At 61.9% G+C, this 21,307-nt stretch carries 30 protein-coding genes and 1 tRNA gene; 5 read left to right on the top strand and 26 right to left on the bottom strand.

Translation table 11 applies throughout. The annotated features are described in order from the left end of the window. Positions 1–429 precede the first annotated feature (429 nt). Both ABD017_RS16795 and ABD017_RS13630 read left to right on the top strand, forming a co-directional pair. Positions 430–822, top strand: coding sequence for a helix-turn-helix transcriptional regulator (locus tag ABD017_RS16795; RefSeq protein WP_377340525.1), 393 nt, complete (start codon positions 430–432; stop codon positions 820–822). 178 nt (positions 823–1,000) lie between these two features. Next, positions 1,001–2,242, top strand: coding sequence for a YagK/YfjJ domain-containing protein (locus ABD017_RS13630; protein ID WP_056602749.1), 1,242 nt, complete (start codon positions 1,001–1,003; stop codon positions 2,240–2,242). Here ABD017_RS13630 and ABD017_RS13635 read toward each other — a convergent pair. The 4 genes from ABD017_RS13635 to ABD017_RS13650 form a co-directional block, all read right to left on the bottom strand. Further along, positions 2,208–3,350 (bottom strand): hypothetical protein, encoded by a 1,143-nt coding sequence (locus ABD017_RS13635; RefSeq protein ID WP_056602750.1) that lies wholly within the window; start codon positions 3,348–3,350, stop codon positions 2,208–2,210. The two genes, ABD017_RS13630 and ABD017_RS13635, sit on opposite strands and share 35 nt — an antisense overlap. Next, the gene (locus ABD017_RS13640) at positions 3,343–4,557 is read right to left on the bottom strand and encodes a tyrosine-type recombinase/integrase (RefSeq protein WP_056602752.1); all 1,215 of its coding nucleotides are present in this window, start codon (positions 4,555–4,557) and stop codon (positions 3,343–3,345) included. Before ABD017_RS13640 ends, ABD017_RS13635 begins: the two co-directional genes overlap by 8 nt. Before the next feature lie 807 nt (positions 4,558–5,364). After that, positions 5,365–5,440 (bottom strand) — tRNA-Ala (locus tag ABD017_RS13645). Between the two features lie 51 nt (positions 5,441–5,491). Further along, complete coding sequence (locus ABD017_RS13650; protein WP_343883316.1) at positions 5,492–6,607, bottom strand: ribonuclease D; 1,116 nt, start codon at positions 6,605–6,607, stop codon at positions 5,492–5,494. Between the two features lie 99 nt (positions 6,608–6,706). On the opposite strand from ABD017_RS13650, the gene ABD017_RS13655 reads away from it, so the two are divergent. Together ABD017_RS13655 and ABD017_RS13660 are read left to right on the top strand one after the other, a co-directional pair. Continuing rightward, positions 6,707–8,644, top strand: coding sequence for an SUMF1/EgtB/PvdO family nonheme iron enzyme (locus ABD017_RS13655; protein ID WP_343883317.1), 1,938 nt, complete (start codon positions 6,707–6,709; stop codon positions 8,642–8,644). Positions 8,645–8,853: 209 nt separating this feature from the next. Beyond that, positions 8,854–9,282, top strand: a complete 429-nt coding sequence (locus ABD017_RS13660) for a response regulator (RefSeq protein ID WP_343883318.1) — start codon at positions 8,854–8,856, stop codon at positions 9,280–9,282. A gap of 264 nt (positions 9,283–9,546) precedes the next feature. On the opposite strand, the gene ABD017_RS13665 is transcribed toward ABD017_RS13660, so the two are convergent. From ABD017_RS13665 to ABD017_RS13770, 22 genes are all read right to left on the bottom strand, one after another. Further along, a complete protein-coding gene (locus ABD017_RS13665; RefSeq protein WP_343883769.1) occupies positions 9,547–10,575 on the bottom strand; it encodes a tyrosine-type recombinase/integrase in 1,029 nt (342 codons plus the stop codon). Between the two features lie 2 nt (positions 10,576–10,577). Beyond that, on the bottom strand, positions 10,578–10,781 hold the full coding sequence (locus ABD017_RS13670; RefSeq protein ID WP_343883319.1) for a DUF4224 domain-containing protein: 204 nt from the start codon (positions 10,779–10,781) through the stop codon (positions 10,578–10,580). Continuing rightward, on the bottom strand, positions 10,778–11,128 hold the full coding sequence (locus ABD017_RS13675; protein WP_343883320.1) for a hypothetical protein: 351 nt from the start codon (positions 11,126–11,128) through the stop codon (positions 10,778–10,780). Before ABD017_RS13675 ends, ABD017_RS13670 begins: the two co-directional genes overlap by 4 nt. Before the next feature lie 179 nt (positions 11,129–11,307). Next, a complete protein-coding gene (locus ABD017_RS13680; protein ID WP_343883321.1) occupies positions 11,308–11,508 on the bottom strand; it encodes a crAss001_48 related protein in 201 nt (66 codons plus the stop codon). Positions 11,509–11,600: 92 nt separating this feature from the next. Then, positions 11,601–11,843 carry a hypothetical protein gene (locus tag ABD017_RS13685; RefSeq protein WP_343883322.1) on the bottom strand — a complete coding sequence of 81 codons (243 nt, stop codon included), beginning with the start codon at positions 11,841–11,843 and terminating at the stop codon, positions 11,601–11,603. Between the two features lie 356 nt (positions 11,844–12,199). After that, positions 12,200–12,394, bottom strand: coding sequence for a hypothetical protein (locus ABD017_RS13690; RefSeq protein ID WP_343883323.1), 195 nt, complete (start codon positions 12,392–12,394; stop codon positions 12,200–12,202). A gap of 97 nt (positions 12,395–12,491) precedes the next feature. Next, positions 12,492–12,689: a hypothetical protein gene (locus ABD017_RS13695; protein ID WP_343883324.1), complete on the bottom strand. Its 198-nt coding sequence runs from the start codon at positions 12,687–12,689 to the stop codon at positions 12,492–12,494. A gap of 427 nt (positions 12,690–13,116) precedes the next feature. After that, a complete protein-coding gene (locus ABD017_RS13700; RefSeq protein WP_343883325.1) occupies positions 13,117–13,539 on the bottom strand; it encodes a single-stranded DNA-binding protein in 423 nt (140 codons plus the stop codon). Further along, positions 13,536–14,144 carry a lambda exonuclease family protein gene (locus tag ABD017_RS13705; protein WP_343883326.1) on the bottom strand — a complete coding sequence of 203 codons (609 nt, stop codon included), beginning with the start codon at positions 14,142–14,144 and terminating at the stop codon, positions 13,536–13,538. The genes ABD017_RS13700 and ABD017_RS13705 overlap by 4 nt, the downstream gene beginning before the upstream one ends. Continuing rightward, positions 14,141–14,857, bottom strand: coding sequence for an ERF family protein (locus ABD017_RS13710; RefSeq protein WP_343883327.1), 717 nt, complete (start codon positions 14,855–14,857; stop codon positions 14,141–14,143). The genes ABD017_RS13705 and ABD017_RS13710 overlap by 4 nt, the downstream gene beginning before the upstream one ends. Before the next feature lie 44 nt (positions 14,858–14,901). Beyond that, positions 14,902–15,255, bottom strand: a complete 354-nt coding sequence (locus tag ABD017_RS13715; RefSeq protein WP_343883328.1) for a hypothetical protein — start codon at positions 15,253–15,255, stop codon at positions 14,902–14,904. A 555-nt stretch (positions 15,256–15,810) separates the two neighbouring features. Continuing rightward, entirely contained in the window at positions 15,811–16,266 is a 456-nt protein-coding gene (locus ABD017_RS13720) for a hypothetical protein (RefSeq protein WP_343883329.1), read from the bottom strand. A gap of 39 nt (positions 16,267–16,305) precedes the next feature. Beyond that, positions 16,306–16,494, bottom strand: coding sequence for a hypothetical protein (locus ABD017_RS13725; RefSeq protein ID WP_343883330.1), 189 nt, complete (start codon positions 16,492–16,494; stop codon positions 16,306–16,308). A 163-nt stretch (positions 16,495–16,657) separates the two neighbouring features. After that, positions 16,658–17,005 (bottom strand): hypothetical protein, encoded by a 348-nt coding sequence (locus tag ABD017_RS13730; RefSeq protein ID WP_343883331.1) that lies wholly within the window; start codon positions 17,003–17,005, stop codon positions 16,658–16,660. Continuing rightward, positions 17,002–17,343: a hypothetical protein gene (locus ABD017_RS13735; RefSeq protein WP_343883332.1), complete on the bottom strand. Its 342-nt coding sequence runs from the start codon at positions 17,341–17,343 to the stop codon at positions 17,002–17,004. Before ABD017_RS13735 ends, ABD017_RS13730 begins: the two co-directional genes overlap by 4 nt. A 136-nt stretch (positions 17,344–17,479) precedes the next feature. Further along, positions 17,480–17,788: a hypothetical protein gene (locus ABD017_RS13740; protein ID WP_343883333.1), complete on the bottom strand. Its 309-nt coding sequence runs from the start codon at positions 17,786–17,788 to the stop codon at positions 17,480–17,482. Beyond that, positions 17,785–18,093 carry a hypothetical protein gene (locus ABD017_RS13745; protein ID WP_343883334.1) on the bottom strand — a complete coding sequence of 103 codons (309 nt, stop codon included), beginning with the start codon at positions 18,091–18,093 and terminating at the stop codon, positions 17,785–17,787. The genes ABD017_RS13740 and ABD017_RS13745 overlap by 4 nt, the downstream gene beginning before the upstream one ends. Next, entirely contained in the window at positions 18,090–19,214 is a 1,125-nt protein-coding gene (locus tag ABD017_RS13750) for a DUF7666 domain-containing protein (protein WP_343883335.1), read from the bottom strand. The genes ABD017_RS13745 and ABD017_RS13750 overlap by 4 nt, the downstream gene beginning before the upstream one ends. Next, a complete protein-coding gene (locus tag ABD017_RS13755) occupies positions 19,211–19,447 on the bottom strand; it encodes a hypothetical protein (RefSeq protein WP_343883336.1) in 237 nt (78 codons plus the stop codon). Before ABD017_RS13755 ends, ABD017_RS13750 begins: the two co-directional genes overlap by 4 nt. Positions 19,448–19,450: 3 nt before the next feature. Then, on the bottom strand, positions 19,451–19,609 hold the full coding sequence (locus ABD017_RS13760; protein WP_343883337.1) for a hypothetical protein: 159 nt from the start codon (positions 19,607–19,609) through the stop codon (positions 19,451–19,453). 355 nt (positions 19,610–19,964) lie between these two features. Next, positions 19,965–20,264 (bottom strand): hypothetical protein, encoded by a 300-nt coding sequence (locus tag ABD017_RS13765; protein WP_343883338.1) that lies wholly within the window; start codon positions 20,262–20,264, stop codon positions 19,965–19,967. A gap of 112 nt (positions 20,265–20,376) precedes the next feature. Continuing rightward, a complete protein-coding gene (locus ABD017_RS13770; protein ID WP_343883339.1) occupies positions 20,377–21,039 on the bottom strand; it encodes an XRE family transcriptional regulator in 663 nt (220 codons plus the stop codon). 62 nt (positions 21,040–21,101) lie between these two features. Between ABD017_RS13770 and ABD017_RS13775 the strand changes: the two genes are divergently transcribed. Continuing rightward, positions 21,102–21,305, top strand: coding sequence for a hypothetical protein (locus tag ABD017_RS13775; protein WP_343883340.1), 204 nt, complete (start codon positions 21,102–21,104; stop codon positions 21,303–21,305). Positions 21,306–21,307: the final 2 nt, after the last annotated feature.

Below are 21,307 nucleotides of genomic sequence, written 5' to 3' on the forward strand. Positions count from 1 at the left end.
GAGCGTCCAGACGCGAAGCCGGAGAACATAGACTTCACATGGGTAATATGGATGTGAAATTCCGTCGAATCGGTGGCATTCAGTTTGCTGATTGTCGCGGTTCCGGACTATGGAAGCCGTTGAAATACATTGAAAGTCGTTGAAACGAAAGTGGGGTGTTCTTTGAGTGCCCCGCTTTCGTTTTGTGCCTGATTCGGGGTCGGCGGTTGTCGGAAAACTAACTCGACGTCTAGAAACTAACTCAACGGAGGGGGTCCGGAGGGGCGAGGGTGCGGAGCCCTTCCGCACTTCTTCAATCGTGGAAAGCTAGTCGTGGCGCGGCCTAACGGGTCGTCAGACTTTGGCTGCCCATGGAAGTGCGGATTTCGTACATCGTCAAACCACAAATTCGGCCTCAGTATCGCTGCGTCACCACCGCAGAGCCGCGATATGTACGATGTAAGTGATCCTTGTTCCACGCAGGTACTGTCGGGAGTCATTGCCCAAGCTGTCCGAGAAGCGATTGGCGATTCCCTCAAGAAATGGGATGTACAGCCCAGGCTGGTGTTGCGCATCGACGAAGTCGCCGCCCAGATCGGCTTGAGTCCGTCCACCATTCGGAATCTCTTGGACTCGGAGGGGCAGTGGTTCGACCCGGAGTTCCCCAAGCCTATCCGTCTCGGAAATGGAGCTGGAGTGCGATCCGCGATCGGCTGGCGGCGTGCCGACATCCTTGGGTGGGTTGACTCGCGCCCCACCCATGAAATATCGCACCAAGTCAGCAAGAAGATCTCGGAACCTAATATCCCGTCAATCCGGAGGAAGTCCATATCGAATAACTAACCTTGGGGCAAATAACGTATTGCGAATTCAGGAACTATATCTAATAGCCATATATCACCGTTGTTAGTTTAAGACAATAACTCCATCAAGCAAGTCCATTGATTTGTGATGGAAGTAGCTGTGGGTCTACTGTCTACATTACACCAGTGATTGGACTTTAAATCAGGTCAATGCACAAATGGACAAACATATGGGGAAAAACATCGTGAACTGTGACACCGTTAGTGACGAGCATATTGAGCGCGCCATTGAAAAAGGGGAGAGGCAGCACGCGCATATCGCCAAAGGCATGTGGCACACGACAGATGGAAAAGCTGTCGTCACGGAAGACCTCGATTGGCAGATGTATCTGAGGGTTTTTGAGCGAGCGGCTAAACGATTGACCACCGGAGGCGGCGCTATGGTCGTGCCTTTCAAATCCGTGCGCGGTATGGCGCATAAACTGTCAGCCCTGGGAAATGACGTGCGCTTACTGTGTGTAAACGCATTGCCATTGGTCGAGCGTGCCGAACAGGGCTTCCATATGAAGGGTCACTCCTTCCGCAAAGCAGATGGAACGATAGCCGGTCTGGCTGAAGGTGAGCCCTACACATTCATCCACGCCATACCCAACCCCCACATCACGGTGATGATCCGTGCCTGCATGCAGATCGCCGAGAAGCTGAGCGACTTCCATCCCGGCGAATGGGCAGACGTCAACGAGCCGAAGATTCGAAATGCGTTTGTCCAGGCGGCTAGGTTTGTAAAGCGCGTCTGCAATTCCAGGCGGTTCAGGACTGTGGTTCTCAATCACGAGAGGAGCGAGCGTAAGAACTTGAAGTCCTGCTGGGCTTATGCCGGCAGTCTGTTCGAGAAGTACTCAAAGCTCCTGGTACTCAGGATTGACCTTTACATCCATCCCGACAGTCACGCTTGGTCAGAGTCAGATCGTGCAGAGTGGTGCGTCAGCCAGTATCTACGTGCCTTACGGGAGAATCGCCTCATTGAACCTGACGTCAAGGGGTGGATCGTGAAGCGCGAAGGCGGTTTCCGCCGCGGCATTCATTTCCATCTCATGGTTTTCCTCGACGGCCACAAGCACCAGGAGGGCCACGTTTACAGCCAGCAGCTTGGCGAAGCCTGGACGAGCCGCTTCAGTGAAGGGAAGGGTACGTTCTTCAACTGCTGGGTACTGCGCAAGAAATACGAACACAACGCACTCGGCGTGGTGCGCATCAGTGATCGGGTCATGCTGACCGGCCTCCTGATCGCGCTGGCTTATATGACGAAGGAGGACTGCGCCCTGGAAACCGGGCGCTCGCGTAACCTCCGGCGTGGCATCATTGAGTCCAGCGATGGCCCGAAGCCGGGTGCCCCGCGAAAGACCGAGAATGATCTTTCGGTGCTCAAGAGCGTATTTTCTGATTCGCCTTTTGCTTGAGGCGAATGTCGCGAATGTCGATCGGGTAGATCGCTATAGACCAGACGGCCTTGTGTTCACCCTCGCCAGTAAACCCCCAGTCGTCTAGCCATTTACCTAAGTTGCGGGTCATCCGCATCTGGTCGTCTGGACTAACGTCCTCCCAGGGTCTCTCCTGACCGCTGACAATCTGTTGCCAGCATCGTGCTGCGTGGACAGTCAACATCAATCGTTTGCTCATCCAGTGAAGCTGGCCGAAAGCGCGAGCTTCGTTATCACTCAATACGCTGAGATCGAACTCAGCAGGAGACGGCACTCCCTGACGCTCGTTATGCTTCGTGTTGATGAGTTTCCTGACCAACTTCAGCACCCCATTGTTAAACAACCAGTCATTAACGCCGCAGGCCCTAGCTTCGTTCCGCACCCATTCTTGGACAGCAGGCTGCTGCTCCTGTACGCCTTTTTCCGGATCGTTGAAACGCGCAGCTGCGCGGCACAAGACGTACACCCCAGGCGAGGTCCCCCTTAGCCCCATTGGGTCTTCCTTCGCCCGCAATACGGTGTCCAAGGCATTCTGTTCAACGAAAACATCACGCAGCTCGATGGCTAGCGCATGCCCTGGGTCATGACCTATCCATGGCCCCCGCTTTGGCTGCCCGTCATTGGGCCGAAGGCAACATAGAGACTGCCATGGAATCAGTCGTGTGAGATGTTTCGAACCCGTCCCTGAGTCCGGCGAAAACTGGACGGCGAAAGGAAACCAGCAGACTTCCCTCCGCTCCATCTCTAGCAGCAAGCGGGCGTCCTTCGGCGCCATTGCTAGATAGATCGCATCTGGCACTATCATCGGATTCTGGATGGCTGGGATACCGGACTTCCTAGCCTTCCGCACCTGGCTAAGGTCGTAGGGCGACAGGGATCGGCTCCAGGAATTAGCGGCATCACTAAACGTTGCCGGCAGCAGCCGGATGCCATCCATGTACACCACCTTGCCCGCGGGTACACGGACGTAGAGTACAACCTCGCCATCGTGCACTAACGCAGGCAAGGTGCCGCGCATCTCGGCAGGAGATACTTCGTCTAACAGCGGCACCAGCTTCGACAGCCGCCTCGCATCGATCTCAGTCATGCGCCTCTGGCTTCCCGTTAGGCATTACGAAATCGGCCCATGCTTGCATGAGTGGTCGGCGTTGCTCCAGCAGATCCGTCCGGTGGTAGGCTGCCTCCACTTTGTTCTGCACGGTGTGGGCCAGTGCCCGTTCAGCCAAATCGCGCGCATACCCCTTCTCGCTGCACCAGTCGCGAAAGCTGGATCGGAAGCCGTGGGCGGTAGCCACACGTCCCGGTACGTCGCTAACGGCCTTCATGCGTCGCAGAAAGGCTGTCAGAACCATGTCCGACAACGGGACGCCTTTGCGTACGGACGGGAACACAAACGTGTGGTGCAGCCCCTGTTGGTGCTTGAGGAGCGCTATGGCTTGCTGAGAAAGCGGCACGCGGTGGCTTAGCTTGGCCTTCATTCGCTCCGCAGGCACCGTCCAGAGCTTGTTCTTCAAATCCACCTCATCCCACGTCATGTAGCGTACCTCGCCCGAACGGGCTGCCGTCAGGATCACAAACCCTAAGAGCTGGCGCGTGACTTCAACGCTTGGCGGCAGGTGGTCGGTCACGAACGCGGGCATCAACGCCCAGGGCATCGCAGGCTGGTGCTGTGTGCGAACCGTCTTGCCCGGTTGGAGTGGCAAGAGGTGATTCACTACGTCGACCGGGTTGGACTGACAGAAGCCGTGTGCCCACCCCCATGCCATGACCGCGTGTAGCCGTTGCTTGACCCTCCCAGCCGTCTCGGCTTTTTCCAGCCAGATGGGCCGCAGCACATCCGCGATGTGACGCGGCTGGATTTGATCAAGCGGCATAGCCCCGATCAACGGAAAGGCGTACTCGGTAAGGGTGTTGATCCATTGCTGAGCGTGCTTGGCGTTCTTCCAACCCGGTGTCAGCTCTTTGTGAAGGATTTTCGCCGCCTCGCGCAAAATGGGCATGTGTGGCTTGACTGCCTCGTTGGCTTTGGCCTCCAGTGGGTCTTGTCCGTTGGCAAGCTTTTCACGCATGAAGCGCCCCTGCTTGGCGGCTTCGGCAATGCCGATGTCTGGGTAACTGCCCAGTCCTGCGTTGCGGCGCTTACCGGTGACGGGACTGACGTAGCGGAGAACCCACTTGCCTTGCCCCTTGTGGCTGGGGGAAGGGTGAAGTGCCAGACCAGTGACTCCGCCATGGGCGAGGGGCGTGCTTCCAGCTTTGACGTTGCGAGCCTTGGTGTCCGTAAGGAGTGTCATAGACGGAGGTTCCGGGTTGGTAGCTGGTATGCCAAGCAGTATGCCATCCTGAATTGGTTGTGGCTGAGTTTGGTTGTGGCTTGTTGGGCTATGACTCGACAATAATGGCTTTACTTGGCCATTTATCTTGTATTCTGTTGGTATCCCTTGATCCTTGTTGCGTACTTTGCAGGCGGTCTCTCTCTCCGCCAGATACGCAAAACGCCCCTTTCGGGGCGTTTTGCGTATCTGGCGGAGAGAGAGGTGTGGACGAACCTTCTCGGGTTCGACAAATTCGCCGGGAGCGAATTTGGACAGCCGAAGGCTGGCCCTGGAGCGCGCAGCGCGGAAGGGTTGGGCCCATGGATGGGCCCAACAATCCCCGGCGAACGTCACGCAACGGCACAACACATCGAAGCCGATGCGCTGCGTATCTGGCGGAGAGAGAAGTGTGGACGAACCCTCTCGGGTGACTCGGCGCATCCTGCGCCTCGCCCTTCGGGCCAGCGGCTGCGCCGCTGTTCGCTCCGGCATCCTGCCTCCGCGACCGACAAATTCGCCAGGAGCGACAAGGACAGCCGAAGGCTGGCCCCGCAGCGCGCAGCGCGAAGGGGTTGGGCCCATGGATGGGCCCAACAATCCCCGTGGACGTCACGCAACAGTGCAGCGCACCGGAGCGGCGTTTTGCGTATCTGGCAGAGAGAGAAGTGGACGAACCCTCCCGGGTCACGTGAGCGATGTGGGTGGCAGGCGGGGCCGAGGCCGTCTGGCACCCAAAACAAAAACGCTCCACGCCGCGAGGCATGAAGCGTTGTTTGTCGACATGAGTGGTGGAGCGGATGGGGATCGAACCCACGACCTTCGCATTGCGAACGCGACGCTCTCCCAGCTGAGCTACCGCCCCACGTAAGCGGCAAATATTAGCAGCGCGTTTCGCATTCGCCAAGCGCCACGATCATGCGGGCAGCAAGGCCGGCAGGCGATCGTGCAGCACCTCGCGCCGCCAGCCTTCCAGGAACTCGGGCCATTCGGCGCTGACCACGTACTCCTCCAGCACCTTGCGCGGGCACAGCAGGCCCGATGGCAGGTCGAGCGCGGTGGCCTGTTCGTCCACGGCCTGCTTCATCGCCGCCAGTGCCTTTTTCGCCTCGCCCTGGGGGTGCGCGGGGATGCTGGCGGTGGCGGCGATCTCGTCGGCGTCGACCGGCCGGCCCAGCAGTTCGAGCAATTCGCTGCGCTGGGCCGAGCGCAGGGCGCGTTGGCCGCGGCTGCGCTGTTCAAGCTCGGACAGCGTGGTGGCCGGTTGCTGCGCCAGGCTCAAGGCCAGCGTGTCGTCCATCAGCCAGGGGCGAGGGCGATCGAGGCTGCGTGCGCTGCGGTCGCGCCACAGCAGCAGCCGGCGCAGCAGCGCCTGTTTCGCCACCGGCCATTCGGCGGCGGCGCGCAGGGCGCGCTGGGGTTGCGGGTCGCCGTCGCGATGGCTGGCGCGGCGCTTCAGGCGATCGCAGTCCTCGGCGTGCCATGCGCTGCGGTCACGCTGGTGCAGGCGTTCACCGAGCTGCTCGTGGATGGTCTTCAGGTACACCACGTCGAGCGTGGCGTAAGCGCGTTGCGAATCGGTAAGCGGACGTTGCAGCCAGTCCGAGCGGGTTTCGCCCTTGTCCAGTTCCACGCCCGCCAGTTCGGCGACCAGCGCGCGGTAGCTGATGCCCAGGCCCATGCCGACGAAGGCGGCGGCGATCTGTGTATCGAACAATTGCCGCGGGCCATCCGGCAGCAGCGGCGCCAGGGTTTCCAGATCCTCGCTGGCGCTGTGCATCACGGTGACGACGGCGCCGTCGCCCAGCCGCGGCTGCAGCGCAGTGCCGATGTCGAATGCCAGCGGATCCACCAGTGCATGGCGGCCGTTCCATCCCAGCTGCAGCAGCGCCAGCTGCGGGTAGAACGTATTGCGCCGCATGAACTCGGTATCGACGCCGACCGCCGCGTCGGCGGGCAGCGCATCCAGCCAGGCCAGCAGCGTGTCGCGGTGATCGATCCATTCGGCGTCAGCCGTGGCGGGCAAGAGCATGCAAGATCCTTGATGGGCGACAGGCAGATTGCCCTGCCAGCCGTTTGTGCCTAAGGTGAGCAGCGCACGATAACAGGCCGCCCCGAGGACGCCCAATCCATGCCAAGCAATACCGTCTTGCGCCGCCAGCGCGCCATGGGTGGAGCGCTGGGCGTGCTGGTGCTGGCATTCGCGCTGACTTACCACTTTTTTCCTCAGCTGTTTCACGTCACGCCCCAACAGACGGCCCCGCGCGGCATGTCGTTGGGAGGTACCGGTTCGGCGCAGCATCAAAGCGAGCAGGTGCCGGCGATCGCCGAGGTCAATGCCGGTCCGCCGATGACGCTGGCGCCGGCCAGTGTCATTGCCGCGCGCATGAAACATGGCAACGCCCATCTTCCCGAACAGCTGAGCGAGGATCCGCCGGCGGTGCGTGCGCTGTTGTCGCGCGCCACCAGGGCCTTGCGGGCCGGCGAACTGGTGGGCGACAAGGAAAGCGCCGCCGCGCTGTTTGCCCAGGCGCTGAAGGAAAAGCCGGACAGCCGCCGCGCCGCGCAAGGCCTGTTCGACGTGCGCGCGCGGCTGGTGGCGCAGATCGGGCAGGACATTGCGGTGGGCGACGCCGAGGGCGCGGTGGAACTGCTCGACGCGCTGCGCACGCTGCCGCATGCGGGCGAGGACGTGGCGCAGCTGGAAACGCAGCTGAAAACCCTGATCACCATGCGCCCGATGCTCGCCAAGGCGGCGAACCAGTTGCAGCAGGGCAAGGCCGACCAGCCGGCGGGCGACAGCGCGCTGGATACCTATCGCGAAGTGCAGAAGCTCGATCCGCAGAACGCGGTGGCGGAGCAGGGCATTTTCCAGGTGCAGCGCGTGGTGCTGGATCGCGCGCTGGCGGCGGTGGCGCAGAACAAGTTCGACGAAGCCGACCGGGAGCTGGCGCGCGCGGCCCAGATCCATCCCGGTTCGCAACAATGGCAGGATGTGCGCAAGCGCGTCGACGACATCCGCGGCCAGCGCGCCAACGGAATACTGGCGCAGGCGCGCTCGGCGCTGGATGGCGGCAATCTCGCGCTGGCCGAAAAGCTGGCGCGCCAGGCGCGCGATATCGACGCGCGCCTGCCGACGCTGGATGAATTCGACGAGCAGCTGGTCAATGCCCGCCTCTACGCCAGCTACCGCCCCGGCCAGGTGTTCACCGACCACTATGTCGACCTGCCGGGCAAGACACCGGCGATGGTGGTGATCCCCACCGGCACCTTCCAGATGGGTTCGCCGGCCAGCGAATCGGGTCGCAGCGACGCCGAAACGCCGCAGCATGCGGTCACCATCGCCACCGGTTTCGCGATGGCGCGCAGCGCGATCACGGTGGCGCAGTTCCGCGAGTTCGTGCGCGCGAGCGGCTATCGCCCCGACTCGGCGAAACTGGGCGGCGCCAGCGTCTACGACGAGCGCAGCGGCACCATGCGCGACGATGCCGACGCGGGCTGGGAGGACGATTACGCCGGTCGCCGGGCAGCGGACGACTTGCCAGTGGTCAACATTTCCTGGAACGACGCCAGCGCCTACGCGAAGTGGCTGAGCCAGCGCACCGGCAAGGTCTACCGCCTGCCAAGCGAGGCCGAGTTCGAGTACGCCCTGCGCGGCGGCACCACCACGCGCTACTGGTGGGGCGACGGCACGCCGCAGAAAACCGTGGAGAACCTCACCGGCTCGGGCGACCGTTCGTCCAGCGGACGGCGCTGGAGCCACGCGTTTCGCGGCTATCGCGACGGTCACTGGGGGCCGGCGCCGGTGATGTCGTTCCTGCCCAACCCGTTCGGGCTGTACGACATCAACGGCAACGTCTCCGAATGGGTCGCCGACTGCTGGCACGACAACTACAACCGTGCGCCGGCGGACGGCAGCGCCTGGATCAATCCCGGCTGCACGGCGCGCGTGGTGCGCGGCGGGTCGTGGGGTAGCTCGCCGGACCAGGAGCGCTCGGCGTATCGGCAGGGCGTGGACGCCACCGTGCGCAGCGGTAGGGTGGGCTTCCGGGTGGTCCGCGAGCTGTAGCTATCCATCGCCTGCCACATCTGCAAAAATGGGAGTTCCTGGCGCATGGCGGGTTCGACTGGCCCCGCATCCGCCGTTAGCCGCTTTTCTCACGGAGACGCCATGACTTCCGAGGCGATCAGCGTGTTGCGATCGTGCCGTGTCCCGTGCGGACGTTTCGACGCCGTACTCCCCCTGGGTGGCTCGCCCGTTGCCATCGGTTGGCGCGCATGACGGCGCCCTCGCGAACCACGCCATCGCCGGCCGTCACGCCGCGGCGCATCCTGCTGGCCGAAGACGAGATGCTGGTGGCGATGCTGCTGGAGGACATTCTCATCGATCAGGGGCATGCGCTGATCGGTCCGCTGGCGCACCTGGACCAGGCCTTGCACGCGGCGCGGCATGAAGCGCTCGACCTGGCCATCCTGGACGTCAACCTCAACGGCCAGGAGATCTACCCCGTGGCGGACGTGCTCCTGGAGCGCGGCATCCCGTTCGCGTTTTCCACCGGCTTCGGCGCGCAGGGCCTGGCGGAGCGCTGGCAGAAGCACCCCACGCTGCAGAAGCCCTATCACCGCGACGAGCTGTACCGCATGGTCGACGAACTGACGCTGGCCGGCGCGCTGAACGACTCCGCATCACCCAGCTCCGGCCGCTGAAGCGCCCGACACCGGACACGAAAAAGCCCGCGTCGAACGCGGGCTTTTTCGTTTCGCCGGCCTCCAGCGTCGAGCGCTGAACGCCATGATGGTACCGGTGATAGGACTCGAACCTACACGACATCGCTGCCAGCGGATTTTGAGTCCGGGCTGATCTTCCATACAGATCAGGCCATTAGGTCAGACGCCGGTCCGCAAACGTGACGGATTCGATGCCTCGCAGCCCTTGCGCTGCCTAGAGGCTGTGCCGATTGCGGACCGAAATCAGCGGGTCGGCGTGACCTTCGCGCCACGTCGATTCCTGACGTAGTGCTCCGTCATCGTCACTGACGAATGGCCCAGCTGCTGCTGCGCTTCGCGGATGTCGCCGGCACTGTCGGCTTTGTCGGTGCCAGCCTTGGCGCGCAGGTCGCGGAACTGGAACGCATCGGCGTCGATGCCGGCGAGCGTGCATGTGTCGCGGAAGGAGCGGCGCAGGCGGTCATAGGGTATCGGTTGGCCGTCGTCGCCCACGATCAGGCGCGTGGCATGCACGACGTAGCTGGCTTTCCTCGCGGCGATCCGATCGATCAATGCGGCCAGATCGCCCGTGACCTCGATGCGCCGTCTTGTGCCCGTCTTGCCCTGCTTGACGTGCAGGAACCCGTCGCGCATGTCGCGCTGATCCATTCGGAGTGTATCGGCCACCCGTTGGCCGGTCAGGTAGGCCAGGTCCATCGCGTCGCGCAACGGACCACCGGCGAGCCGCCAGACGGCCGCGAACACGTCATCCTCGATGTACACGTCCCGTCCGGTTTCCTTGTTGCCCTTGATGCCGGCGCAGGGGTTGGCCAGCGCGGTGTAGCCTTCGCCTCGCGCCCAGTTCCATATGTGCGATAGGAGCGCTTTTTCCCGGTTCGCGCGGATTTTCGCCTTCGGGCTGCGCCACGCGAGGTATTGCCGCACATGCTGAGGCTCGATGGCCTCCAGCGGGCAGGGTGGATCATCGAAGAACGCGATAAGCTGCTTCAACTCCTTCGCGTTGTCGAGCTGCGTGCGGGGAGCTTTCGTCGGGATGACGATGGCGCGGTAGCGATCGGCCACGTAGCGGAACGTGATGACGGCCGCCGCCTTCTCCGCTCCGGCGCGCTCGATCTCCGCCCAGCGTTTGATGGCCAGCCCGTAGTCGCTCCCCAGCGGCTCCTCGCGCCGTGGCTTGCCGCCGTGGTCGTAGTAGTAGCAGATCGTGCCGGATGGCTTCTTGCGCACGCGCAGGCGCGGCACGGCATCAGGTCGAGCGGGGCGACGTCCCATCGTCAAGCGGCCTTGTTCGGCTTCCAGGAGGTGGAAGCTTGCTCCGTGTCCTGTTTGCCTTCAACTGCCGCCCGGGTCACCACCGGCCAGCCGTGGGCGTCCACATAGTGCCGGATGCCATTCGAGCGCAGGAACGCGGCCTGGCCCGCCTTGAGCTTCGTGCGGGTCAGTTCGGCCAGCTCCGCGCGGGTGAGGCAAAGGCTCACGATTCCACCGACTCCCGCATGTTGTCCGCCACAATCACCCGCGCCAGCTGCTTGAGCGTGCGGAGCTGGTATTCCTTGCCACCGATGGTGGCGCTGCCGTGCCGGCCGCTGAGCATGCCCGCGCCCATGTTGCACTCCAGCCAGTAGTAGGACAGCCAGCCGCCGGCGTCGCCCACGGTTTCGGCCGTGGCTTCGGTGGCGACCGCCTGCAGATCTTGAATCGCACGCGGGAAGGGCGAATCCGGCGATAGGCCGAGCAGCGCGTTAAGCGCGTCGTACTGCTTGTCCATCTCGACGATGGCATCGCGCCACGCTTCGAGTTTTGGGAGCATATCAGCGGTTTTCATGATTTCCCTTTGTCGTCTTTCCCGTCTCGTTTATTGCAGATAATCCCCGCATATCGCCTTTGCGGACATGCGCTTGCGGCGATTAATTGCCGCGATGCTTGAAGGTGCATATCGCGCTTTTTGGGGTCTATCGTGTGTTAGCCCCCACGCCGCAGTGATATGCGGCGTGGGGCATCAGTTCAGAACGCGGCGATGCGCTCGCCCAGCACGGCGCTGTACATCGTCATGATGTGGGCTTGCGTATTCAGGCGCTCCTGCTCCTGCCACGGCAACCCCGCGAACAAATCGGTGTTTTTGAACGCGCCGAGTTTTTCGCGCTTCGCATCCAGCTCTTGCTTTTCGTCAACAACTCGCTGTTGGTGCGGCTGCAACTCTTTCATGGTCATATCTCTCTTTTTGGCGCCCCTCTCGCTGTGGGGGCTAACAGTTCATTCAAGCCGACGCCGCTTCGCGGCGCGGCTTAATTCAGGCGTTAGGCGGCAGTCGCTATCCAGCCTTTTTCCATTTCTGACGCCCACGCTTTTGCGGAATCGAGCGCTGGAAACGTCTTTGGTTCCGGGCCTACGAACAGCTCTTGATCTGTGTCATTTCGCCACTCCCCATCCACCTCAACAAAGCAGTATCCAAAGTGGCTGCCGTCGTCATGGCAAACGCTACTTGCGGCCACTACTTCGCGGCCGTTTTCGTCGGTGTCGTGGAACCATTTCAGATTCATTCCGTCTCTCCGGGTAGATGCCGCCTAACACGTCATCCGAGCTGACCGGCTAAAGCCGGCAGCTCAATTCAGGGGTTAGGCGGCAGGTGAATCCTCACCGCTATAAATTCGTCCCCGCACCGAGCGCATTCGCATTTCACTGCCGCGTGCGTCCGTCCAATGCCATCAGTCTTGCCCAAAATCACCAGGCCATATTGTTCTCCGGGTGAGTACCACCCCGGACTCGAATAGACAGGCGGCTTATGGCCGACAATTTTACAAATAATGTTCATTACAACTCCTCGCATAGCCGCCTAACACGTCATTCGAGTCGGACGCGCGAAAAGCCGCGCGCCGCTCAATTCAAGGGTTAGACCTCAAGATGTTCGTTGCCGCTCTACCAGCCGAAACCTGATCGAGCCGTCTGTTTCCACATCTTCATAAAGGCGGTTGTAGGCCACGGCATCAATATCTTCCTGCCGTATTTCCGCGTTGCCGCCCAGGCGCTTAACCAACACTGCAAATAGCAGCGTTGTCAGTGCGGGATCATTGAGTCTGCTTCTGTTGTCCATCGCGGTTCCTCGTAGTCGGTCTAACACTGCGGTCAACGCGACCGCCGACCTATGCCGCCAAAATCAAGCCGCGTCGTGCGGCGCGTTACCTCAAGGGTTAGGGCGCATAGCGGGGCGATGCGGCAGCCATGTAGTCGATGTCGGTCGCAATCTCCGTCGGCACTGGCTCCCACTCACCCCATTCTCCTGGGCACAGCGCGCCCGATGCGTCGGTGCAGGGCTGCATCACGCGATAGACCAGCCGTGCCTGCAGGGTCGATGTGCCGGCGGGTCGCACCCACTTCAATTCGATCATTCCACTGTCTCCGTTTGGGTCTGTGCCCTAACTCGTCGTCCAAGCCGAACGCGTTCCGCGTCGGCTTAACTCCTGGCCGCGCCGCAACTCAATTCAAGGGTTAGGCCGCAGCCAGCGCAGCGCGGTCACGCCACGCAGCCCATAGCATCCGGGTGCGCGCCGCATCGGGGCAGTAACGCCCGCCCTGCTCTGCGTCGCTCCGGTAGGCGGCCCCGTCCCATGTCGCGCACAGCGGCCAGCAATGGCCGCGCATCCACGCCTCAAATGCAAGGCGCTCGCCATCATTCGGCGGTGCGCCCTTTGCGCCCATGTCGTGTGCCGCTTCAATGCTAGGTGCTGCCATTGTTCGTTCTCCGTAGGCCAGCGGCCCAACAATTCATTCAAGCCGACGCCGCTTCGCGGCGCGGCATAATTCAGGGGTTCGCCGTTACCACAACTGCCGGCGCGGGATGGGCGCGAAAGGTATGGCGTCATCCTCAAACCCGCCCGTTGCCGCGTCGCCAAAGCTCGCCTCGCGCTTCGATTCCTGGCGCTGCGGACGGTCGGACTGGCCGGACTTCGCGCCGACCAGTTGCAGATCGTTCAGACGGATCGTCTTGTACGTCTTGCCGTCGTGTTCGCGCTCGCCCAGCTCGCCGGATACGAATACTTGCGTGCCCTTGAGAAGGTGCGGGGATGCCCCTTCGTACCGCTTGCCCCAGCCCGACGCGTCAAACCACAACGTGGTCTTGTTGTTGCCCCAACCGTTGTCCATCGCCAGCAAGAAGCCGGTAACGGCATCTCCATTGCCAGTATTGCGAACCACGGCGTCTTTGCCGACTCGGCCTACGCCTGAAATGATGATGCTCATGCTGCTTTCACTCCGAATCGTTCGATGTAGGTATCAAGCTCGCCGACAAAATCAGCGACGGCTTGGGAGAGGGTTTCGATGTACTTTTCGTCACGTTCGACACGAATACAGAACAGAGGCAGACGTGGCCAGTAGGAAACAAAATCCAGCCAGTCGCGGCCGCTGATCCAGAGCTGGCCCTGCACCTGGGCAACGTGCTCGCTTGGCAACTTACCCTTGTCCAGCACGTCAAGCTGCAAGTGCGGAAGCTTCGTCTTGATTTCCAGCAGCCCTCTGTCGCCGATCAGGCTGTCAGGGCTTGCCCCGGCACGTCCGCGACGCATGAAGCCGACAAGCTGCGGCTCCACGTCATGAGCGAAGGCGTACAGGTTGCGTGCGTCCGGCTCCATCGCGTGTCCGCGCTCGGTATGCGCGTTGCCGAAGCCTTCCGCGCACTCTCCCGTGATCGCCTCGCCGGCCAGCTTCAGCAGGTAGGCGCGCCGCGTCTTGCCTTCGCCCTTCGCCAGCACCGCCGAAAAGTTGGAGGCCGTGGGGATGCCGAGACGGGCCGCGAACCACTCCGGCGAATTTTGTTCGCAGTCGAAGATTTCCAGCTCGTCGCTCACTTCTTCGACTCCTTGGCTCGCAGCGTCGCCATCACGCTATCGAACGACTTCGCCGGAATTGCGCTGACTGAATCGACTTTCAGCCACTTCAAGAACTTGGCCTTGTCGCTTCCGGTGGCTTCCAGCATGTCGTTGATCTGGATTTCCTGTTCCTCGGTGATGGTCTCGACGGCGGCGCGGTAGGCGTCGTCATCCTCGCCGTGACTGGTCAGGTTGAGCAGTGCGCCAGCGGTGTAGCGCTTGCCGTAGCTGACGCTCGATGCGACAGCCTGCACCGCATTCTTGTTGCCTGACGGATCAGCGGGAAGCGTGATCGTCGTCTCTTCGCGATGCCCGGCGCGGTGCGAGAGCACGCCCGTGATGCTGATTCCGCCTGTGAAGTCGGTGCGGAACGTGAGCGCGAAACCGTGGCGCATCAGCACCGGCTTGATCGCCGCGTTGATGTCCTCCCACAGCGCGTAGGTGTAGCGTCCAGCTGCATTCCCGCGCTCACCGATCGTCGGCAACTCGGGCTGAAGGTCAGCCATCGACGCATCGAACGCGGCGCGAGCGGCCAGCGCATCCGCGTCCTTTTTCATCTGCATCAACCGTTCCAGCTTGTCGATATCCACGGATGGATCACGCGCCGCGCGCTCGATCATCGCGAACATGGGCGACACATCCGCTGGTGCGGCCAGCTCCTGGTGCTGCTCAACTCGTGCAACGTTGGTCATCTCAATTCCTTGCCGGTTAGCGACCGGCGCGCGTGGAAGTAAGGTTAGGGTGTCGCTACAACGCTGCCTTCTCTCGGCCGATCCACTTTGTGGCGAACGCCATCAATCTCGAAATCGCCGACGCCATGCCCGAGATAGCTGAAGCTACCCTTGTCGGCGGTTAGTCGTTGCTTTTCCGCCTCGTGGTTGCACAGCCACCGCGCAAGCGGCTTCTCGCCCTTGTTCTTTGCATCCGCTGACGTGTACGCAACTGCGGAATAGAGCCCTGCCGGGTGCGAGTACATATCAGCCGCCATTTCCAGAGCGGCTGCAACGCTATTTGCAGTGACGTACACGCAACCTTTGTCGCTGAAAAACGGCGCCGCGAAGCTATTCGTTTCGATGTAGAACTCTGTCATCACACCCTCCAATTGATAGTTGCCCGTGGGGCCGGGGGTGAATTTCCGGCTTGCTACTTGGTTTTCGCTACTCGTCATCGCCTTGTACCGGCTACAGGTCGGCCAACTAACTGATAAGCAGAGGCGCATCACCACTGCGCATTCCCACGAACACAAAAGCAGCCAGCTTTTCGTCTCTCCGGATCGGCCTGCCCACCGACTAGCTGCTTTGGTGTGCCGCCTGTTCAGGCCAAGCGGCGTGCCGTTTTGTTTAGCGCGACCCGATCCCCAACCAGACCGTGCCGCGCATCGTTAACCGTAGTCCGTTTGTCCAGGCCTCTCGCCCGGCGGCTCTTCGTACTGCACCGCTCCGCAATGCGTGGTTGGCGCCTCATGCCGGATGCAGTCACTACACAAACTTTCTACGATGCGTTGAAACCAAGCGAAATAGTTCAGCGTCATCGGCTACTCCAATTCGGGTGTGCACTCTTGGCATCCATGCCACCGAGAGTGCGGCGGTTCCGGTACTGCGTTAGGGGCCGGAACTCCCCAGGAGGTGCGCGCAGTTCGCGGGTGTTACGCAGTAGCGGTTTCGCCGAAATACACGCCGAAGTGGCGCAGGAAGTAGGCGCGGCGTTGCTCGATGTCCTCGATCTGCGCGCGAGCCTTGTTGAGGTCGCGGTCGAACTGATCCAGCACGTCCTGCTTGCGCACCGGCACGTCATCGTCGTGCGCCGGCACCATCTCCCACTTTTCGATGGACGCCTTGCTGGCGTTGACGTGAGCGAGTTGGATCGGCGATTCCTGGCCGTAGCCGGTTTTGACGTAGGCCACGATGATGGTCGGCAACGTCGCGAAGTTCTCGAACCCCACGACCACACCGGGGTAGACTTCGGGGCCGTTGTAGCCACCCTTAGCAAGCAGCTTGACCCTGCTGCCAACCTGAATGTTCTCGTGGACGATGGTGGCGTGGCGCAGGTCCACTTCCATCTTTACGCCGTTGATTTCGATGATGGTGGTTTCATTGTTCATTTGAATCTCCCGCCGGCTTCCCGGCTCAATTGAAAGTAATCAGTGCTTCGGCCGATACCACGCCATGACGTCGCGCGCCTGCTCAACCGTCAGCGGCGGGCACTGGCCTAGCTCCGGCCCGGAAAGTGCGGACTGCGCACGCATGCACAGCAGCGTCTCGGCGGGATCGACTGGGGCGGATAGCGGAGCCCAGCGGCGGAAGGGGATGGGTTCGGGTTGGGTGTTCATGCGGCTTGCTCCGAAAGAGAGTCACCAGCCCCGGATCGACCAGGGGTAGGCGCGTCAGGGGCGTCTCGCGACGTGCCTGCCGGGGCCGGTGAAAGGGGGGCCCGCTGATCGGCGATAGCCATCAGCTCGGCGATGTAATCGTCATCGAGAACGAGGGTGCACATCACGAATGCACCTCGTCGCTCGCTTCATCAGCCGCCATATCGTCGATATAGCGCGCCATGCCATCACGAATCAGGCGCATGCATTCCAGGTCATCCGTTGCGTTGAAAACGGCCGTCAGGAACGACGCGGCCACGGGGTTTTGCGTGCGGCTGTAGCGCTTGTCGTACTCGCCCAACGTCGCGGCTACGTCGCCGAATGCATCGGACAGGATTTCGACGTCAAGGCGATACGCGGCCTTTTTCTCGGCAGTGCGGCGCTCGATTTCGGCCTCTATTTCTGCCTCGACGCCCAAGCGGTGCGCGTGGCTATCGGCGTGCATGGAGTTGATGCAGGGAAGGGCGCTCATGGCTGCTCTCTGGTGGCTGCGGCGATAGCGGCGCGCATGCCATCCGTCATCACGGGCACGCCGAACTGGTCCAGGTTCGTCGCGTGGCGAAACCCGTTGATGCAGAACTCGCCGCCGGAACCAGACGCGAACGGTTCCCACCGGGCGGCGCCGGAACACAGGGAACTGGCGATCATGGCGTGATCAGGGGCGGCGGCGATCAGGTGGGCGTCACGCGCACGGCAGACAGCGACGTAATCCACGGGCGAACAGTCGTCATCAAGGCCAATGCAAAAGTCGGTCGGCGATCCATGCGGGTCCGGTCTCGCAATCCAATCGCCCGGCGTATGCCCGTTCATGCGGCAACCCTCCCCACAACCCGACGCATAACAATCGACCATCCAGCCGGGATGCGATCCACCGGGCCGATGTACGTGACGTATTGAGCGAAACCGCCTTGAAGCCGGGCGATGCGGCAGCGGAAGGTGCGGGCGGTCATGACGCACCGCCTACGCGGGCGAGGATGGCGCGCGATTGAGCTAGCACAGGATCGCTTTGCTCCATCCTGTCTACCGGATCGCAATCACCGCCCAGATCGATGATCTTGTCGCGGGCCGATTCCAGCGTGCTGACGTAGTGCTTATAGAGCGCTTTGTGGTCCTTGATCAGCTCGGCCACGGCGGCGTGGACCCTTTCCAGATCGTCGGCCACGCGCTCGAACTGCGCGCGCGTCAGCTTCGGCCCAAGGCGCAGACCGTTGGCGTGATGCGTCAATACCGCCAGCACCTCCACCGGCCCGCTCATGACACCCACCCTTGCCGCACGGCCAGCATCACCAGACCGATGCCCAGCACCATCGACCAGATCAGGGCGGCAGCCAGGAACGCTGGCTGTTCCTCGCGCCACGCTTCGCAGAACTCGTCCCGGACCTGCAGCCACGCGGTGCGGGCCATGTCCTTAACCATGCCCCACGAGGAAAGCGTTTCAGGGGTCTCGGCGTGGTGCGTCGGTGCGCAACGCTCCGCCGCGTGGATAGCCTCGCGCCGGGCCTCCAGATACGCAGCGAGGGCGCGGCGCTGTTCGATCGTGGGGACGGGTTGGGCGCTCATGCGATCACCTCGCCATCCAGATTTACCTCGACGCATGCGCGGACAACGCGCGGAGCCTTGCATTTGGCGGCATCACCAGTGATCGGGCGCAGTTCGGACAGCTTCACGCCGACCGCAACAAACTTGGTCGCCTCGCGGAAATAGGCCATTGCGTGCACTGGTGTTGGCCCGAAGTGCAGCCCGCCGCCGCAGTCGTTCGTGTCTGACCAATCGGGCGATACGGGCTTACTTCCGGGTGAGTAATCGAACCCGCGCGATGTCGTCCACCTATCGTCAACCGCTTTGAATACAGTTGCGATGCCGCGTGACACCTTGACACCGTGATACGCGCACCACTCAGCGGCGGTCATGTCGTCATCTTTCGTGTGATCCAGGACAACGCCGCCCTTGAGGCTTACGGCTGCGCTATGTAGATGGACGGCGACGCCAGCGTAGGCCGTGACCGTGGACGAGCCGTAGGCCGTGACCGTGGACGAGCCGTAGGCCCTGACCGTGGACGAGTCGCAGGCCGTGACCGTGGACGAGTCGCAGGCCCTGACCGTGGACGAGTCGCAGGCCATGACCGTGGACGAGTCGCAGGCCATGACCGTGGACGAGTCGCAGGCCCTGACCGTGGACGAGTCGTAGGCCGTGACCGTGGACGAATCGTAGGCCATGACCGTGGACGAGTCGCAGGCCCTGACCGTGGACGAGCCGTAGGCCGTGACCGTGGACGAGTCGCAGGCCATGACCGTGGACGAGTCGCAGGCCCTGACCGTGGACGAGTCGTAGGCCGTGACCGTGGACGAATCGTAGGCCATGACCGTGGACGAGTCGCAGGCCCTGACCGTGGACGAGTCGCAGGCCCTGACCGTGGACGAGTCGTAGGCCGTGACCGTGGACGAATCGTAGGCCATGACCGTGGACGAGTCGTAGGCCCTGACCGTGGACGAGTCGCAGGCCGTGACCGTGGACGAGTCGCAGGCCATGACCGTGGACGAGCCGCAGGCCCTGACCGTGGACGAGCCGCAGGCCGTGACCTTAATCCACACGCCTTGCGGCGAGCGAATGTCGATCCAATCAATCTTGTCAGCTATGGCCTTGTCGAGCTCGGCTTGCGTAGTGACGGTGCGCGCGCTCATGCCGCCACCTCCACCGGAACCCATGCATCGAACGCGTCGGCTGCCTCGATCAGCTTTGCGGCGAATTCGCGCAGCTCACTGGCACGGGTGTGGGTGAGCGCAACCGTGCCCGGGCTGGAGATTTCAAGGATTGCCGAGCCGTGGTCGAACTGCACGACCCGCAAGTTGCCGGGCATGCCGTTTTTGTAGCTGGATGCGACCGACACGTTGGCGTCGTAGATGATCTGCGGCATGGCTCAGACCTCCGCGCCGACATAGCCGATGGCAACGTGCGGATGCTTGGCGCTGAACTTGGCGCGCGCACTGTCGGCGCTGGCAGTGCGGACGAAGGCGACTTTGTCGACCAGGCCGCCGTAGCGGTTGGTGGTCAAGTACTCGATGACGTAGGTCTGCATGTCGTTCTCCCTGGCCGTTGTGGCTTGGGAGAAAGTAAAACACCGTTTACCTACCGAGTCAACAAGATTTTACTCTGGTCTTCCAACTTTCGATCCCGCACCGCAGCAATCCCCGGGCCGCAGGCACAAAAAAGCCCGCCGGAGCGGGCTTGGTGCGTTCCTTGACTGATTGGCTAGTGGCCGAGCGTTCCGCGTTTCGCCGCGCTCACGGCGTCGAGCACGCGAAACGGCCGATGATGCACGTATGACGAGAGCAAGATCCCGCAGAGCAAAACCATTGCCACGGGAATTGAAACGATCGCACGCGCCAAGCGCATGCCGTCAAGGAAGCCCTCGCGGATTGCTGCGTACACGTTCATAGGTTGCCTCGCACGATTTCGTTGACGAAACGCCACGTGCCCATTACGAGCACGATGATACACACGCCCCAGTCGGCATAGGTTAACCAAACCTCTATGCCGGACAGCGCTTGGAAGATAGGCGCCGGAAAGGCGTGTATCTCGTTCAGGCGGTAGAGGAGCCAGGATACGATCCAGGCGATGGCGAAAAAAACAATGAAAATCAATGCTGCTGCGATCAAGTGGCCGATCAGCTTAAGCACTGACGCCCAAAAAGAACGCGGCGCATCCCCGTGAAATAGCCTTCTTGGCATCATTCTCCCGCCCCTGTTTGCACTTTCTACCAGTTCAGCAACATCCCCACAACCGCCCACGCCATCACGATCACCAGCACCCAGCGCACGACGCGGTGGCCGAAGCGGTTGAACATCAGTCTTCCCAGCTGCCTATCCAGCGCACGCGACCATGAATTTCGAAACCCTTCGCGCCGTCCACCGGCACCGGGCGCTTCCACTTTGGGTCGCTCTTATTGTCGCTGTCGATGAACCACTGGCCACCCAGCTTCACCAGCCGCTTGGCGAAAAGGTCGCGCTCGTACGTGATGACGAAGAGCTTTTCATCCTTTGGCTCCTTATCCGACAGGTCCACCAGAATCGCATCGCCGTTCTTGATCGTCGGCCACATCGAATCGCCCTTGCCATAGATGACGGCCAGCTTGTCGGCCCGCAGATGCTTTCGCTTGAGGCTGTCAGCGCGGAACTTGAGCTTATGGGTCTCGGCGTATTCGTCCGGTTCGGCGCCATCGCCCAAGGCCGCCGCCTGTCTGACGCCGAGAATGTCGGCCCATTCCGACGGTTCGACGGATGGAGCGGGCGCATATTTCGGCCCCGTGCCCGATACCAGCCAGCGGATGTTAACTCCGCAGTGTCGAGCCCAGCCCTCAAGGAAGACACCATTGGGGCGCTGATTCGCTCCCTTCTCCAGGCCGTTCACGTACTGCTTTGACGTGCCCACGATGGCGCCGAACGCATCCATGGATAGCTTCGCGTCCTTACGGAGTTCTTTGATTCGGTCGCCGATCATGTAAAGCATGATTGACCGCCTGGGGTCAAATGTTGTTGACGCGCGCAAGTAAAAAATGATTTACTCGCGCCATGAACATCACGAAGCGGAAGATCAAAGACTCCCTCGACCTCAAAACTGACGTGGAGGTTGCCGCTTTCTTCGGCACGTCCAAGCAGGCGGTGGGCGCGTGGGGCGAAGACGAACCCATTCCCGAAGGCCGCCAATGGCAAGCCATTGCGTTGCGCCCAGACCTTTTCAGCGAGCCACCCGCCACCCTGCGCGAGGCGGGCTGAGC

Origin of the sequence: Rhodanobacter caeni (assembly GCF_039523575.1) — a bacterium.
Classification (GTDB): Bacteria; Pseudomonadota; Gammaproteobacteria; order Xanthomonadales; family Rhodanobacteraceae; genus Rhodanobacter; species Rhodanobacter caeni.

Coding starts and splice junctions, on each gene's coding strand:
- ABD017_RS16795 (WP_377340525.1), top strand. CDS start 430: ATGTACGATGTAAGTGATCCTTGTTCCACGCAGGTACTGTCGGGAGTC.
- ABD017_RS13630 (WP_056602749.1), top strand. CDS start 1,001: ATGGACAAACATATGGGGAAAAACATCGTGAACTGTGACACCGTTAGT.
- ABD017_RS13635 (WP_056602750.1), bottom strand. CDS start 3,350: ATGACTGAGATCGATGCGAGGCGGCTGTCGAAGCTGGTGCCGCTGTTA.
- ABD017_RS13640 (WP_056602752.1), bottom strand. CDS start 4,557: ATGACACTCCTTACGGACACCAAGGCTCGCAACGTCAAAGCTGGAAGC.
- ABD017_RS13650 (WP_343883316.1), bottom strand. CDS start 6,607: ATGCTCTTGCCCGCCACGGCTGACGCCGAATGGATCGATCACCGCGAC.
- ABD017_RS13655 (WP_343883317.1), top strand. CDS start 6,707: ATGCCAAGCAATACCGTCTTGCGCCGCCAGCGCGCCATGGGTGGAGCG.
- ABD017_RS13660 (WP_343883318.1), top strand. CDS start 8,854: ATGACGGCGCCCTCGCGAACCACGCCATCGCCGGCCGTCACGCCGCGG.
- ABD017_RS13665 (WP_343883769.1), bottom strand. CDS start 10,575: ATGGGACGTCGCCCCGCTCGACCTGATGCCGTGCCGCGCCTGCGCGTG.
- ABD017_RS13675 (WP_343883320.1), bottom strand. CDS start 11,128: ATGAAAACCGCTGATATGCTCCCAAAACTCGAAGCGTGGCGCGATGCC.
- ABD017_RS13680 (WP_343883321.1), bottom strand. CDS start 11,508: ATGAAAGAGTTGCAGCCGCACCAACAGCGAGTTGTTGACGAAAAGCAA.
- ABD017_RS13685 (WP_343883322.1), bottom strand. CDS start 11,843: ATGAATCTGAAATGGTTCCACGACACCGACGAAAACGGCCGCGAAGTA.
- ABD017_RS13690 (WP_343883323.1), bottom strand. CDS start 12,394: ATGGACAACAGAAGCAGACTCAATGATCCCGCACTGACAACGCTGCTA.
- ABD017_RS13695 (WP_343883324.1), bottom strand. CDS start 12,689: ATGATCGAATTGAAGTGGGTGCGACCCGCCGGCACATCGACCCTGCAG.
- ABD017_RS13700 (WP_343883325.1), bottom strand. CDS start 13,539: ATGAGCATCATCATTTCAGGCGTAGGCCGAGTCGGCAAAGACGCCGTG.
- ABD017_RS13710 (WP_343883327.1), bottom strand. CDS start 14,857: ATGACCAACGTTGCACGAGTTGAGCAGCACCAGGAGCTGGCCGCACCA.
- ABD017_RS13715 (WP_343883328.1), bottom strand. CDS start 15,255: ATGACAGAGTTCTACATCGAAACGAATAGCTTCGCGGCGCCGTTTTTC.
- ABD017_RS13720 (WP_343883329.1), bottom strand. CDS start 16,266: ATGAACAATGAAACCACCATCATCGAAATCAACGGCGTAAAGATGGAA.
- ABD017_RS13725 (WP_343883330.1), bottom strand. CDS start 16,494: ATGAACACCCAACCCGAACCCATCCCCTTCCGCCGCTGGGCTCCGCTA.
- ABD017_RS13730 (WP_343883331.1), bottom strand. CDS start 17,005: ATGAGCGCCCTTCCCTGCATCAACTCCATGCACGCCGATAGCCACGCG.
- ABD017_RS13735 (WP_343883332.1), bottom strand. CDS start 17,343: ATGAACGGGCATACGCCGGGCGATTGGATTGCGAGACCGGACCCGCAT.
- ABD017_RS13740 (WP_343883333.1), bottom strand. CDS start 17,788: ATGAGCGGGCCGGTGGAGGTGCTGGCGGTATTGACGCATCACGCCAAC.
- ABD017_RS13745 (WP_343883334.1), bottom strand. CDS start 18,093: ATGAGCGCCCAACCCGTCCCCACGATCGAACAGCGCCGCGCCCTCGCT.
- ABD017_RS13750 (WP_343883335.1), bottom strand. CDS start 19,214: ATGAGCGCGCGCACCGTCACTACGCAAGCCGAGCTCGACAAGGCCATA.
- ABD017_RS13755 (WP_343883336.1), bottom strand. CDS start 19,447: ATGCCGCAGATCATCTACGACGCCAACGTGTCGGTCGCATCCAGCTAC.
- ABD017_RS13760 (WP_343883337.1), bottom strand. CDS start 19,609: ATGCAGACCTACGTCATCGAGTACTTGACCACCAACCGCTACGGCGGC.
- ABD017_RS13765 (WP_343883338.1), bottom strand. CDS start 20,264: ATGATGCCAAGAAGGCTATTTCACGGGGATGCGCCGCGTTCTTTTTGG.
- ABD017_RS13770 (WP_343883339.1), bottom strand. CDS start 21,039: ATGCTTTACATGATCGGCGACCGAATCAAAGAACTCCGTAAGGACGCG.
- ABD017_RS13775 (WP_343883340.1), top strand. CDS start 21,102: ATGAACATCACGAAGCGGAAGATCAAAGACTCCCTCGACCTCAAAACT.